Annotated in this window: 12 protein-coding genes; 9 read left to right on the top strand and 3 right to left on the bottom strand. The window is 66.4% G+C overall.

Annotated elements, in window-relative coordinates; translation table 11 throughout:
• Positions 1-42: 42 nt before the first annotated feature.
• The 8 genes from ftsZ to FGU64_RS06205 all read left to right on the top strand — a co-directional run bounded on the left by ftsZ (position 43) and on the right by FGU64_RS06205 (position 10,017).
• Positions 43-1,704, top strand: coding sequence for a cell division protein FtsZ (ftsZ, locus tag FGU64_RS06240; protein ID WP_136352891.1), 1,662 nt, complete (start codon positions 43-45; stop codon positions 1,702-1,704).
• Positions 1,705-1,998: 294 nt separating this feature from the next.
• Entirely contained in the window at positions 1,999-2,949 is a 951-nt protein-coding gene (gene lpxC / locus FGU64_RS06235; RefSeq protein WP_139951352.1) for a UDP-3-O-acyl-N-acetylglucosamine deacetylase, read from the top strand.
• 299 nt (positions 2,950-3,248) lie between these two features.
• Entirely contained in the window at positions 3,249-4,118 is an 870-nt protein-coding gene (locus FGU64_RS06230; RefSeq protein WP_136352895.1) for an outer membrane protein assembly factor BamD, read from the top strand.
• A gap of 53 nt (positions 4,119-4,171) precedes the next feature.
• Positions 4,172-5,845, top strand: a complete 1,674-nt coding sequence (gene recN, locus FGU64_RS06225; protein WP_139951350.1) for a DNA repair protein RecN — start codon at positions 4,172-4,174, stop codon at positions 5,843-5,845.
• A 144-nt stretch (positions 5,846-5,989) separates the two neighbouring features.
• Positions 5,990-8,194: an NAD-dependent DNA ligase LigA gene (gene ligA / locus FGU64_RS06220; protein ID WP_139951348.1), complete on the top strand. Its 2,205-nt coding sequence runs from the start codon at positions 5,990-5,992 to the stop codon at positions 8,192-8,194.
• Positions 8,194-8,886 carry a TIGR02453 family protein gene (locus FGU64_RS06215; RefSeq protein ID WP_139951346.1) on the top strand — a complete coding sequence of 231 codons (693 nt, stop codon included), beginning with the start codon at positions 8,194-8,196 and terminating at the stop codon, positions 8,884-8,886. The genes ligA and FGU64_RS06215 overlap by 1 nt, the downstream gene beginning before the upstream one ends.
• 109 nt (positions 8,887-8,995) lie before the next feature.
• Positions 8,996-9,724, top strand: coding sequence for an AzlC family ABC transporter permease (locus FGU64_RS06210; RefSeq protein WP_139951344.1), 729 nt, complete (start codon positions 8,996-8,998; stop codon positions 9,722-9,724).
• Positions 9,721-10,017 (top strand): AzlD family protein, encoded by a 297-nt coding sequence (locus FGU64_RS06205; protein WP_139951342.1) that lies wholly within the window; start codon positions 9,721-9,723, stop codon positions 10,015-10,017. The genes FGU64_RS06210 and FGU64_RS06205 overlap by 4 nt, the downstream gene beginning before the upstream one ends.
• A gap of 152 nt (positions 10,018-10,169) precedes the next feature.
• Here FGU64_RS06205 and FGU64_RS06200 read toward each other — a convergent pair whose 3' ends face one another.
• From FGU64_RS06200 to FGU64_RS06190, 3 genes are all read right to left on the bottom strand, one after another.
• Positions 10,170-12,014 (bottom strand): aminopeptidase P family protein, encoded by a 1,845-nt coding sequence (locus tag FGU64_RS06200; protein WP_139951340.1) that lies wholly within the window; start codon positions 12,012-12,014, stop codon positions 10,170-10,172.
• An 86-nt stretch (positions 12,015-12,100) separates the two neighbouring features.
• Positions 12,101-12,973, bottom strand: a complete 873-nt coding sequence (locus tag FGU64_RS06195) for a 50S ribosomal protein L11 methyltransferase (protein WP_136352910.1) — start codon at positions 12,971-12,973, stop codon at positions 12,101-12,103.
• A 12-nt stretch (positions 12,974-12,985) separates the two neighbouring features.
• Positions 12,986-13,564, bottom strand: a complete 579-nt coding sequence (locus FGU64_RS06190; RefSeq protein WP_139951338.1) for an SCO family protein — start codon at positions 13,562-13,564, stop codon at positions 12,986-12,988.
• 228 nt (positions 13,565-13,792) lie between these two features.
• On the opposite strand from FGU64_RS06190, the gene FGU64_RS06185 reads away from it, so the two are divergent.
• On the top strand, positions 13,793-14,281 hold the full coding sequence (locus FGU64_RS06185; RefSeq protein WP_139951336.1) for a CreA family protein: 489 nt from the start codon (positions 13,793-13,795) through the stop codon (positions 14,279-14,281).
• Positions 14,282-14,308: the final 27 nt, after the last annotated feature.

The following is a 14,308-nucleotide window of genomic DNA, read 5'->3' as shown; positions in this document are numbered from 1 at the left end:
CCGCAGCGGCGAAGCGGCGGGAAAGACAAAGGACGAGGAACAATGACCATCAATCTGCAAAAGCCGGACATCACCGAGCTGAAGCCCCGCATCACCGTTTTCGGTGTCGGCGGCGGCGGCGGCAACGCGGTCAACAACATGATCACCGCCGGTTTGCGCGGGGTCGAATTCGTGGTGGCCAACACAGATGCCCAAGCGTTGACCATGTCGAAATCCGAGCGCCTGATCCAGCTCGGCGCGCATGTCACCGAAGGGCTCGGCGCCGGCTCCCAGCCTGAAGTCGGCCGCGCCGCCGCCGAGGAGTGCATCGACGAGATCATCGACCACCTGTCCAACACCCATATGTGCTTCGTCACCGCCGGCATGGGCGGCGGCACCGGCACGGGTGCCGCTCCCGTCGTTGCCCGCGCTGCCCGCGAGAAGGGTATCCTGACCGTCGGCGTGGTGACCAAGCCGTTCCACTTCGAAGGCCAGCGCCGCATGAAGACGGCGGACCTCGGCATCGAGGAACTGCAGAAGTGCGTCGACACCCTGATCGTCATCCCGAACCAGAACCTGTTCCGGCTGGCCAACGACAAGACCACCTTCGCCGACGCCTTCGCCATGGCCGACCAGGTGCTCTATTCGGGCGTCGCCTGCATCACCGACCTGATGGTCAAGGAAGGCCTCATCAACCTCGATTTCGCCGACGTGCGTTCGGTCATGCGCGAGATGGGCAAGGCCATGATGGGCACCGGCGAGGCTTCCGGCGAGGGCAGGGCGATGGCCGCGGCCGAGGCCGCGATCGCCAACCCGCTGCTCGACGAGACCTCGATGAAGGGCGCCAAGGGCCTGCTGATCTCCATCACCGGCGGCCGGGACCTGACCCTGTTCGAGGTGGACGAAGCCGCGACCCGTATCCGCGAGGAGGTCGACCAGGACGCCAACATCATCCTGGGCGCCACCTTCGACGAGGAACTGGAAGGCGTCATCCGTGTGTCGGTCGTCGCCACCGGCATCGACAAGACGGCCGAGCAGATCGCCGCCGCGCCGATCGCCATCCGTCCGGCGCAGCCGAAGCCGGCCGGTCGGCCGGTAACCGATGAGCGTCCGGCCGCGGCGCAGCCGGCGGTGCAGCAGCCGCGCGCCGCCGATCCGGTGGCCGAAGCGATCCAGCAGGCCGAAGCCAACGCCGCCGCGATGGCGCAGGCCCGCCCGGCTCCGGCGCACCAGCCGGCCGACGACATCCATCCGCAGAACCGCATCTTCCAGGCGCCGCCGGCCCAGCCGCAGATGCAGCCGCAGCCGATGGCCGCGCCTGTCCACCAGCCGCGCCTGGAGCCCGCTCCGCAGCCGGTTGCCGCGGCACCGCAGCGCATGCCGCGCGTCGAGGATTTCCCGCCGGTGGTGAAGGCCGAGGTCGAGGCCAAGACCAACCCGATTGATCATGAGGATCGCGGACCGATGGGGCTTCTCAAGCGCCTGACGACCGGCCTGACCCGCCGCGAGGAAGAGCCGGCACGCCTGCAGCCCGCGCAGCCGCGCGAGCCGAAGCTGCGCCAGGCGGCTCCGGAAGTGCGCCGTCTCGCGCCGCAGGACGCGCAGCTTTACGCGCCGCGCCGTGGCCAGCTCGACGATCATGGCCGCATCGCCGCACAGCCGCGCGCGACTCACGAGGACGATCAGCTGGAGATTCCGGCCTTCCTGCGCCGCCAGGCCAACTGATCGAAAGCGCATTGCGACGATCGTAAGCGGGCAAACGGGAGACCGTTTGCCCGCTTTCTTTTATTGTCGTTTTAAAACAATTGCTTATGATGCGGGGTGTAATCGGCTTCGTCGTTACAAAAAGTAAGAAAGCGTGATTTGGAGGATGCCTGCGGCGTGCTTATCTTCGCGGCATCTTATAAGCGGCGCGGATTTTCTCTTGGGGTGGAGGTCTGGCGCGGTACCAACAGACGAACAGCTTCGATCGCAGATTACGACCGGGAGTCGGCATGGCCGACCGAAGCGCGCGGGCATATGGGGATCATTTTGAACGACTATCAGACGACCCTGAAAACGCGCGCGACTCTTTCCGGCACCGGAGTCCATAGCGGCAAGCCCGTTTCGATCCATTTTCTTCCCGCCGACGCCGATACTGGGATCGTCTTCCATCTCGCCGGCAATGATGGCCAGGTGCGTGAGCTGCGTGCTCTGGTTTCGGAAGTCGGCGCGACCGACCTGTGCACGATGCTCGGCAATCCGGACGGTCCTCATGTCGCCACCGTCGAGCATCTCATGGCGACGGTGTTCGGGCTCGGCATCGATAATCTGGTCATCGAAATCGACGGCAACGAAGTGCCGATCCTTGACGGCAGTTCCATGCCCTTCGTTGAGGCCATCGACCTTGCTGGCATCGAAACCCAGGCGGTCAAGCGCCGCTTCATCCGCATCGTCAAGCCGGTGCGCATCGAGAACGGTGCCTCCTGGGCCGAGTTCCGGCCTTACGACGGCACGCGTTTCGAGGTCGAGATCGATTTCGAGAGCCCGGCCATCGGCCGGCAGAAATTCGCTTCCGACATCAATGCCGACGTCTTCCGCCACGACATCGCGCGCGCCCGCACCTTCGGTTTCATGAAGGACGTCGAGCGGCTGTGGGCCGCCGGCTACGCGCTCGGTTCCTCCTTGGAGAACTCGCTGGTCATCGGCGACGACCACAAGGTCATCAACATGGGCGGCCTGCGTTTCCCGAACGAATTCGCGCGCCACAAGACGCTCGACGCCATGGGCGACCTTGCGCTGGCAGGCGCCTGCTTCATCGGCTGCTTCCGCTCCTATCGCGGCGGCCACCGGCTCAACGCCGCCGCCTTGCGGCGCCTGCTGTCCGACCGCTCGGCGTTCGAGATCGTCGAGACGACCCGGCGCGAACGCGGCCGCGGCGCCGAGATGAAAGCGGTGAGTGCGCCGCTGCATGCGCCCTGGATCCTCTGATCTCCCGCTTCACGTCCGTCGCCGGCCGGGCTGTTGCCCCGTTGCATCACCGGCCGAGGAAATGGCGCGAAAGCGTGCGCTTTGCAAAAAGCCATAAAAATGTGCGATTGCCGGGTCATGGCGTTGCCGCGCGATGCGGTTATGGTCTATGGCTGCGCGCCGACGATCGACAAGGCGCCTAAAGCGTGTCGCGATCTTTCAGAATCGCCCGGTACGCTTTAGCTTTTTGATTTTACGTATGTCTTTCCCGGGACAGGGGCCACTTTCGGGAGACATTCGGTAGAGGGCGAGAACCGATTATGCTGTTCAACAAAGCCGACAAGACGACCGCGCCGGCGAAGTCTCTGGTCCTTGCCTTGGCCGCGACCGCGCCACTGCTGCTGTCCGGCTGCATGTCGGAGAAGGACGTCGACCTCTCCACCTATGTCGACCAGACGGAACCGGCCGACGTGCTCTACAATCAGGGCCTCGCCAACATGAACGCCGGAAGGCTGAACGAGGCGAGCAAGAAGTTCGCGGCGGTCGACCGCCAGCACCCCTATTCGGAAGCCGCCCGCAAATCCATGGTCATGGGCGCCTTCGCCAACTACCGCCAGGGCAATTACGACGACGCCATTTCCTCGGCCAAGCGGTATCTGACGCTTTATCCGTCGACCGAGGACGCGGCCTACGCGGAATACATCATCGGGCTGTCCTACTACCGGCAGATCAAGGACGTCACCCAGGACCAGAAGGAAGCCCGCCAGACGATCCAGGCGATGCAGGACCTGGTGCAGCGCTGGCCCGATTCCGAATATGTCGAGGACGCCAAGGCGAAGATCCGCTTCGCCAACGACCAGCTCGCCGGCAAGGAGATGCAGATCGGCCGCTATTATCTGGAACGGCGCGAATACATCGCCGCCATCAAGCGGTTCCGCACCGTGGTCGAGAATTACTCCAACACGCGCCACATCGAGGAAGCGCTGGCGCGCCTGACGGAAGCCTATTACGCGATGGGCCTGACCGACGAGGCGCAGACGGCGGCGGCGGTGCTCGGCACCAACTATCCGGACAGCCAGTGGTACAAGGATTCCTACAAGCTGTTGCAGAGCAAGGGCTTGCAGCCGCGCGAGAACGCCGGCTCGTGGATTTCCAAGGCCGGCAAGCTCATCATCGGCGGCGACGCCTGATCCAGAGACGTCGGCGGCATCACGCCGGCGGCGTATGATGGTATAGAGCGCCGATGCTCTCCAGACTGTCGATTCGCGATATCGTCCTGATTGAGAAGCTGGACATCGATTTCTCGTCCGGCCTGTCGGTGCTGACGGGCGAGACGGGCGCGGGCAAGTCCATCCTGCTCGACGCCCTGTCCTTGGCGCTCGGCGCGCGCGGCGACGCCTCGCTGGTGCGCCACGGCGCCACCCAGGGCCAGGTGATCGCCGTCTTCGACGTGCCGCGCAACCATCCGGCCCGAGCCATCCTCGCCGACAACGCCATCGAGGACGACGGCGACATCATCCTGCGCCGCGTGCAGACGGCGGACGGGCGCACGCGCGTCTTCGTCAACGACCAGCCGGCCAGCGTCGCGCTGATGCGCGCTATCGGCCATGCACTGGTCGAGATCCACGGCCAGCACGACGAGCGCGCGCTGGTCGACCCGGCCGCGCATCGCGACCTGCTGGACGCTTTCGGCGGCCATTTCGGCTCGGTGCGCGCCGTCGGCGAGGCGTGGCGCCACTGGCGTTCCTGCGAGAGCGAGCTTGCCCGCCACAGAGCGAGGGTGGAAGCGGCGGCGCGTGAGGCCGACTACCTGCGCGCGGCGGTGGCCGAGCTTGCCCAGCTCGATCCCGAGCCCGGCGAGGAAACCGACCTCGCCGAACAGCGCGCCGTCATGATGCGCTCGGAAAAGATCGCCGCCGAGATCAAGGACGCCGAGGACGTGCTGTCCGGCCCGGCGTCGCCGCTGCCGCAGCTTGCGGCGCTGCTGCGCCGGCTGCAGCGCAAGGCGGGGGAGGTGCCCGGCCTGCTCGACGAGGTGGTGAAGTCGCTGGACGAGGCGATGATCTCGCTCGACGCCGCGCAATCGGGCGTCGAGGCGGCACTGCGCGCCACCGAATACGACCCCGAGAAGTTGGAGAGGACGGAGGAGCGGCTGTTCGCACTGCGCGCCGCCGGCCGCAAGCACAATGTCGCCGTCGACGACCTGGCGCAGTTGCGCGACGCCATGGCCGCCGACCTTGCCGACCTCGATGCCGGCGAGGAAAAGCTGCATGGGCTGGAAAAGCAGGCCGCCGCTGCGCGACAGGCCTATGACGAGGCGGCCGCCCAGCTCTCGGCGCAGCGCCATGGTGCCGCGACCGGCCTTGCCAGGGCGGTGATGGCCGAGCTGCCGGCGCTCAAGCTGGAGCGCGCCGAGTTCATCGTCGAGCTTTCCAGCGAGCCGGACAGCCGCATGGAGGAAGGCATCGACCAGGTCGAGTTCTGGGTGCGCACCAATCCCGGCACGCGGCCGGGGCCGATGATGAAGGTGGCGTCCGGCGGCGAGCTTTCGCGCTTCCTGCTGGCGCTCAAGGTGGCGCTGGCCGATCGCGGCTCGGCGCCGACGCTGGTCTTCGACGAGATCGACACCGGCGTCGGCGGCGCGGTGGCCGATGCCATCGGCCAGCGGCTGGCGCGGCTGGCGGGGCGGGTACAGGTGCTTTCCGTCACCCATGCGCCGCAGGTGGCGGCGCGTGCGGCGACGCATTTCCTTATTTCCAAGGCTGGCGGCGCCGACCGGGTGGCGACGGGCATCGCCGAGATGGATCGCGCCGCGCGGCAGGAGGAGATCGCCCGCATGCTTGCCGGCGCCACCATCACCGAAGAAGCCCGCGCCGCCGCCGAGCGCCTGCTGAGGGAAAACACGGCGGTATCCTGACGATTTTGCCGCCAAACGGTCCCTGTCAGCGTGAGTCAGCAAGCGGGGCCATCCTGCTGTTTGCGTGGCATCTTCCCTAATTCCGGCTCCCGCGCCGATTGATCCTGCTCTATGGTGGCGCCCGATATCCGAGGAAGCAGAGCAATGTCCGAAAAGCCCGTCGAAGACCTCAGCGAAAGCGAAGCCGCGGCCGAACTGGAACGTCTGGCCGCTGAGATCGCCGGGCATGACCGGCGCTACCACACGGAAGATGCGCCAACGATTTCGGACGCCGAATATGATGCGCTGCGCCGGCGCAACGATGCCATCGAGGACCGTTTTCCTCATTTGGTTCGTGAGGATTCTCCCTCGCAAAAGGTCGGCGCGCCGCCGGCCGAGGGTTTTGCCAAGGTGCGCCACGCGGTGCCGATGCTCAGCCTGGCCAAGGCCTATGCGGACCAGGACGTGGTCGATTTTCTTGAGCGGGCGAAGCGCTTCTTCGAGCGGGACAAGGACTTCAACATCGCCTTCACCGCCGAACCGAAGATCGACGGCCTGTCGGCCTCGCTGCGCTACGAGAACGGCGTGTTCGTGCAGGGCGCGACGCGCGGCGACGGAGCCGTCGGCGAGGATATCACCGCGAACCTGAAGACCATCGCCGACATACCGCACCGGCTGAAAGGTTCCGGCTGGCCGGACGTGATCGAGATTCGCGGCGAGGTCTACATGACCTATGCCGAGTTCGAGGCGCTGAAGGCGCGCTCGGCGGCGGCCGGCGGGCAGGACTATGTCAATCCGCGCAACACGGCGGCGGGCTCGCTGCGGCAGAAGGATGCCTCCGTCACCGCCAGCCGCAACCTGAAATTCTTCGCCTATGCCTGGGGCTTCACCACCCAGGACCCGGCGCCGACGCAATACGAGGCGGTGCAGAAGTTCGGCGACTGGGGTTTCAGGGTCAACCCGCTGATGGTGCGGGCGAAATCGGTGGACGAGCTGATCGCCCAATACCGGCTGATCGAGGAACAGCGGTCGTCGCTCGGCTATGACATCGACGGCGTCGTCTACAAGGTCGACCAGCTGGAATTGCAGCGGCGCTGGGGCTTCGTCACCGGCGAACCGCGCTGGGCCATCGCCCACAAGTTTCCGGCCGAGCGGGCGACGACGACGTTGAGGGAGATCGACATCCAGGTCGGCCGCACAGGCACACTCGCCCCCGTCGCACGGCTCGACCCGGTGACGGTGGGTGGTGTCACTGTCGAAAACGTCACGCTACACAACGAGGACTACATTGCCGGCATCGATTCCACCGGTCAGCTAATCCGTGACGGCAAGGACATTCGTATCGGCGACACAGTCGTCATCCAGCGCGCCGGCGACGTCATCCCGCAGATCGTCGACGTCCTGCTCGACAAGCGCCCGCCGACGGCCGAACCCTATCGGATGCCGCATACCTGCCCGGTCTGCGGTTCGCCGGCGACGCGCGAGATCAACGAGAAGACGGGCAAGGAGGATTCGCGCCGGCGCTGCACCGGCGAACTGATCTGCGCGGCACAGGCGGTGGAGGGGTTGCGCCATTTCGTGTCGCGCGGCGCTTTTGATATCGAGGGGCTGGGGGCGGAAAATATCGACCTGTTCTTCAATGCCGGGCTGATCAGGACCGCCGCCGATATCTTTACGCTGAAGAACCGCCGGGCCGAGGCACAGCAGGCGCTGGCCACGCGCCGCGAGGAGCAGGCAAGACTGCGCGAGGCGGCGTCGGGCAAGGAGCGCAAGAACGTGCGCAGCGCCGACCAGCGCAATTTCGAGGGCCTCGACAAGCTGTTTTCCGCCATCGACGCGCGCCGTGAGCCGGAACTCGACCGCTTCATCTTCGCCCTCGGCATCCGCCACATCGGCGAGACCACGGCGGCGGTGCTCGCCCGCACCTTCTCGACCGTCGAGGAATGGATTCGCGTCGGCAAGGAGACGGCGGCGGCCGAGGACCCGCATACGGTGTTCCCCTCCGTCAACGGCATCGGCGACACGGTGATCGGGGCGCTGCGCGATTTCTTCGGCAACGAGCGCAACGACGCGGTGCTGGACGCGCTGCTGGCCGAGGTCCGGCCGAAGCCCTACGTCGTTACGGTCTCGGCTGAAAGCGTCGTCGCCGGCAAGACGGTGGTGTTCACCGGCTCGCTGGAGAAGATGACGCGCTCCGAAGCAAAGGCCATGGCCGAGCGGCTGGGCGCCAAGGTAGCCGGCTCGGTGTCGGCCAAGACCGACCTCGTGGTGGCGGGGCCGGGCGCCGGCTCCAAGCTGAAGCAAGCGACCGAACTCGGCATCGAGGTGATCGACGAGGATGCGTGGCTCGAGCGGGTTGGACGCAGTTGATGGCCGCTCAATTCAACGGTTTCGGCGAGAAGGTGCTTCCCTTCCTCAAGGCGCTGAATTTCCACCAGAGCCGGGAGTGGTTCCAGGAAAACCGCGCTTTGTTCGAGCAGGACCTGCGCGAGCCGCTGGGCGACCTGATCGACGTTCTGAGCGAGCGTTTCGGCGAGGCCGGGATTGCCCTCAGGGGTGACCGGAAAAGATCGCAGTTCCGCATCAACCGCGACGTGCGCTTTTCCAAGGACAAGCGGCCCTATACCGACCACGTGTCGGCGATCCTGTCGCCGGACGGCACCAAGATGGAGCAGGGCGTCTTCTTCGTCCATGTCGGGCTGGAACGCTGTTTCGCGGCCGTGGCATGGTGGCAGCCGGCACCGCCGCTTCTACAAGCCATGCGCATGGCGATCGTGGAAAAGCCGAAGGTCTTTCGCGCGATGGTCTCGGCGCTCAAGAAGAACGGGCTGGAGATCGGCGCCGAGGGGCAGCTGAAGCGGGCGCCGCGCGGTTTCGAGGCGGTGACCGAGCCGGATCTGGCGGCGGCGGTGCGCAACCGCCATTTCGTCGTGCGCCATGAGATCGAGCCGGGGCGCATCCATTCGCCGGCGCTTGCCGACGAGCTGTTCGATTTCGTCCGGCGCGCGCGGCCGCTGCTCGACTGGGGGCGGGCGATCGAGGGCAGGGTGGCCCGATCCTGACGCCGCTCCTGACACGGCATCACTTCCGCTGATCGTTTGGCTCAAGCGAATTCGTGTGACACGGCCGGCCGCCGTCCCTACATACGGCGCTCCCAAAGGAAGAAATCCAATGTCATCGCAGGCTACTGCCGAACGCTCGCCGGCCACAGGCGACTTCTGGGAAGGCTTCAGGCTGAGCATCCCCGTTGTGGTGGCGTCCGGCCCCTTCGCCATGCTGTTCGGCGCGCTGGCCGTGGGTAACGGCTTCACCGTCTTCGAGGCCTTCCTCATGAGCGCTGCGGTGTTCGGCGGCGCCAGCCAGATGGTCGGCATCGAACTGTTCGGCCAGCATGTGGCACCATGGTTGATCGTGCTGTCGATCTTCGCCGTCAATTTCCGCCATGTGCTCTATTCGGCGGCGATCGGCCGGCACCTGGCGCATTGGCCGCTCCTCCAGCAGGCGGTAGGCTATTTCATCCTGACGGATCCGCAATACGCCATCGCCGAGAGCAAGGCCGAGAGCGGACGCAAGGTCGGCTTCGCCTTCTATATGGGGGCCGCGCTGCCGGTCTATGTGTCCTGGAACATCCTGACGGCGCTCGGCGCCTTCTTCGGCCAGATGATCCCCGACACGCATGCGCTGGGTATCGATTTCCTGCTGCCGATCTACTTCCTCGGCCTGGTGATGGGCTTTCGCAAGCGGCCGCTGTGGCTGCCGGTGGTGGTGGCCAGCGCCGTCGCCTCGATCCTTGCCTACAAGACTATCGGTTCGCCGTGGCACGTCACCGTGGGCGCCTTCGCCGGCGTCGTCTTCGCCGCGCTGATGCCATCCTCGGGCAAGCGGGAGGCGCGGCCATGAGCACGATCTTCTGGATCACGATTGCCGCCGCGGTGGCGACCTACCTGACGCGCATAGGCGGCCATCTCGTCATTTCGCGCTTCGAGAATATCCATCCGCGCGTCGAGGCGGGCCTGAACGCCGTGCCGGCGGCCGTGCTGACGACGCTGGTGGCGCCGGCCATGCTGGACGCCGGGCCGGCCGAATGGGCCGCCGTCATTGTCGCGACGCTGGTCGCCTTGCGCGGCGGCCTGATGTCGATGTTTCTGGCGGGTGCGGTCGTGCTGGTCGCGCTGAGGCAGTTCGTGGCTTGATTTTCACTGCGTCCTTCGAGGCGAGCTCCGCTCGCACCTCAGGATGAGGACCGTTTGGTGCAAACCTCGGTAGATTGCGTTGGCACCCTGCCTCCCTCATCCTGAGGTGCGAGCGGAGCTCGCCTCGAAGGACGCACCGACGAATTCGGTCATCACCCCTTCTCTTCCTGCGGAAACGGCGCGCAGGCGGCTTCCAGCCAGGCCAGCGTCTCGCCGTCCAGCATCGGGCCGATCTCGGCCAGCACGCGGGCGTGATACTGGTCCAGCCAGTGCAGTTCGTCGCGGGTCAGGAGATGCGGCTTGATGAGCCGGCGGTCGAACGGCGCCAGCGTCAGCGTCTCGAAGGCGTGCATGGCGATGTCGCCGCCCTCGACAGGCTCTGCCGGGGTGACGAGGATGAGGTTCTCTAGCCGTATGCCGTAGGCGCCTTCCTTGTAGTAGCCGGGCTCGTTGGAGAGCATCATGCCTTCCAGCAGCTTTTCCGTGCCAGTCTTGGCGATGCGCTGCGGGCCTTCGTGCACGGCGAGGTAGGAGCCGACGCCATGGCCGGTGCCGTGGGCGTAGTCGAGGCCATGCCGCCACAGCGCCATGCGCGCCATGGCGTCGATCTCGGAGCCGCGCGTGCCGGCGGGAAAGCGCAACATCGAAAGGGCGATCAGGCCCTTCAGCACCAGCGTGCAGCGCTCGCGCATCTCCTCGCTCGGCCGACCGACGGGAACCGTGCGGGTGATGTCGGTGGTGCCGTCCTGATATTGCGCGCCGGAATCGAGCAGGAACAGCTCGCCGTCGGCGAGCGGCCGGTTCGTGGCGCGCGAGACGCGGTAGTGGATGACGGCACCGTTCGGCCCGGCGCCGGAAATGGTGTCGAAGGAGACGTCGCGCAGCGGCATCTGGGTTTCTTCGCCGGTCCGGCGCCGGCATTCCTCCAGCTTCGTCACCACGGAGATCTCGTCGGTGGTGCCGGGCTCCTGGCGGTCGAGCCAGGCGAGAAGCTTCGCCATGGCCGCGCCGTCGCGACGGTGGGCGACGCGGCTGCCGGCGATCTCCGCCGCGTTCTTCACCGCGCGCGGGATACGGGCGGGGTCCGGCGCCTCGACGACGGTGCCGCCATTGTCGGCGATCAGCGCCCGCAGCTTTTCCGCCGCCAGCGCGGGATCGAGCGCGATCCTCGCGCCGGCCTTGGCCAGTGCCGCCACGGCGGGCTCGAAGCCGGCCGGTTCGTGCAGGTCGGCAAGCTGGGTGAGGTAGGCGGCGACCGTGCGCGAGAATTTCCTGCCGGCCATGAAAAGCTGGTGCTTGCCGTCAGCGGCCAGGATGGCGAAGCCGAGCGCCAGCGGCGTGTGCGGCACGTCGTTGCCGCGGATGTTGAAAGCCCAGGCGATGGAGGAAGGGTCGGTCAGGATGGCGTGGGTCGCGCCGTCTTTTTCGATCGCTGCCGCGAGCCTGGCCAGCTTGTCCTTGGCGAGTTCGCCGGCGAAGGCTATGGGGTGGATCTCGACCGGCTCCAGCGGCGGCGCCGGCTGGTCGTCCCAGATCGCGTCGACAGGGTTTTCCGCCACCGGCACCAGCTCGGCGCCGGCCTTGCCGGCCGAAGCCCTGAGCGCCTTGACCTCGCCTACGGTATGCAGCCACGGGTCGAAGCCGATACGCGCGCCCTTGCCGATATTGTCCCTGAGCCAGGCAGCAGGCGGGTTGTCGATCAGGCTCTCGACGGTGAATACAGTCTGGTCGGTCTCCTGGCGTACCTGCAACTGGTAGCGGCCGTCGACGAACATGACGGCGCGGTCCTTCAGCACGACGGCCGCACCCGCCGAGCCGGAAAAGCCGGTCAGCCATCTCAGCCGCGCGGCGTGGGGCGGGACGTACTCGCCCTGGTGCTCGTCGGCGCGCGGCACGATGAAGCCATCGAGATCGTGCGCCGCCAGCCATTCGCGCAGCTTCGCCACGCGCGGCTTGCCGACGGACGGGTCGCCGGCCGAATCGAAGGTCTGGAACATGGCTGCCGCTTGCCTCGCTGGTTGACGGGCCGCGACCGTAGCGGCAGGCGCAGCGGCTGACAATCGGGCGGCGCTGGGCCAGCGGGTCACCGCTTCATGCGGATCGTCACCCAGCCTTCGCGGTGCAGTGTGTCGATGTGGCGGAAGCCTTGCGCGGTGTAGGCGGCCAGAACACCATCTTCCTGCCGGTCGAGGATGCCCGAGAGCACCAGCGAACCGCCCGGCGCAACGTTGCGGGCCATGGCGGGCGCCAGTTCCATCAGCGGTCCGGCGAGGATGTTGGCGACGACGAGGGCGAACGGGCCGCGCCCGGCGAAAACGGGATGGTCGAAGCCGGTTGCGGTGACGGTCTCCACAAAGTCACCGACACCGTTCAGCCGCACGTTCGCCTCGGCTACGTCCGTCGCCACCGGGTCGATGTCGGTCGCCAGCACGGGGATGCGGGCCAGCTTGGCGAGTGCGATGGCGAGCACTGCGCTGCCGGCGCCGAGATCGAGCGCATTGGCCGGCTTTTCCTCGGCCACGACGCGGGCGATGGTTTCCAGGCAGCCGGCGGTGGTCCCGTGATGGCCGGTGCCGAAGGCGAGCCCTGCTTCGATCTCGATCGGGATATCGGTTTCCTCGATCCTGTCGCGGTCGTGTGCGCCGTGGACGAAGAAACCGCCGGCGCGAACCGGCTGCAGCCCTTCGAGCGACTTCGCCACCCAGTCGATGTCGGGCAGCTCCTCGCGCTGCACGGCGCGTGACAGCGAAAGCCCCGCCAGCACGTCGCGGATGCGGTTTTCGACCGTCTCGACGTCCTCCTCGGCGTAGAGCGAGACTTCGTGCACGTCGCCGTCCTCGTCGATCTCGATGACGGCAAGCGGCAGTCCGTCGTCCTCGAAGGCGAGGTCGAGCGCGGCATAGATGCGGTCGGTCTCGGCCTTCGAGCCGGTCAGGTAAAGGCGGGTCTGTCCCATCGGAGCGATCCGTTATCCCTTGGCGGCAAGGTTCTTCAGCTTGGTCATGGCCGTGTCGGCATTCTCGCCATAGGCGATGGTGCCGGCGAAATCGCCCTTGCTGTTGAGCAGCAGGACGGAGGCCGTATGGTCCATCGTATAGTCACCGTCGCCGGTGTCCACCTTCTTCCAGTAGATGCCGAAGGATTTGGCCATGGCGTAGACCTTGTCCGGGTCACCGGAGATGCCGACGATGCGATCGGAGAAGTTGCTGACATAGGTGTTCAACACGTCCGGCGTGTCGCGTGCCGGGTCGATGGAGACGAAGTAGGCATGGATGTCCTTGCCCTCGTCGCCGATGGTCTTGAGCCAGCCGGCAAGCTCGAACAGCGTCGTCGGGCAGACTTCCGGGCAGTGGGTGAAGCCGAAGAAGACCGCGCTCGGGTGGCCGCGGAAGGCGGCCTCGGTGATCGGCTGGCCCTTCTGGTCGGTCAGCGCGAAGGGCGCGCCGAACGGCTCGCCGCCATAGTGGCCGCGATACCAGTCGAAGGTGAGCCAGCCGATGCCGGCGGCCATGAGCACGAGTATGCCGATCAGGATGGAGCGCATCATGGAACAATATCCGGTTGGGCTTCGCGCTTAGCCAGCCTCAAAGGGGCCGGCGGGCGAATGACGATGGGACTGGCCGAGACAGCGGGTCGGGTTTCATGATGCGATCTTATCCGTTCGGGCACGCCGCGCAAAGGAGGGGACCATGCAGCCATTGTCGCAGACGGCGGCTTGCAAAAGCCCGGCCGCCCACCCACCTGACGCCAGCACCCACGTCCACAGGAGGCTCCATTGCTGAAACGAATCGGCTGGCTGGCGGCGGCGTCATTGGTCCTTTGCGCCGGTACGGCACTGGCGCAGGAGATCGGCAAGGTCGGCGTCGACTGGACCGGCAACGACATCATCGTGGAAGCGATCAAGGACCCCAAGGTAGACGGCGTGACCTGCCACGTCTCCTATTTCGACCGCGGCGTGATCGACCGGCTGCGCAAGGGCAACTGGTTCGAGGACCCGTCCGACTCCGCCATTTCCTGCCAGCAGACCGGGCCGATCACCATCGGCGATATCGACCTCGGCAAAGGTGGCGAGGAGGTGTTCAAGCAAGGCATCAGCCTGATCTGGAAGAAGCAGGTGGTGAACCGCATCTACGACAAGGCCAACGACACGCTGATCTATCTCTCCCATTCGCGGCAGGTGCAGGACGGCTCGGCCAAGATGGCGCTGACCAGCGTGCCGCTCTACGGGCAGCAGGTGACATGGACGAAGGGCAAGCCGCAGTAGGATGTGCCGTAATTCAGGTGGGGCCGG

It is taken from the genome of Mesorhizobium sp. 8 (assembly GCF_006351905.1).
GTDB lineage: Bacteria > Pseudomonadota > Alphaproteobacteria > Rhizobiales > Rhizobiaceae > Mesorhizobium > Mesorhizobium composti.
The sequence above is the reverse complement of the archived record's forward strand: the minus strand, read 5'-3'. Positions and strand labels throughout refer to the sequence as shown.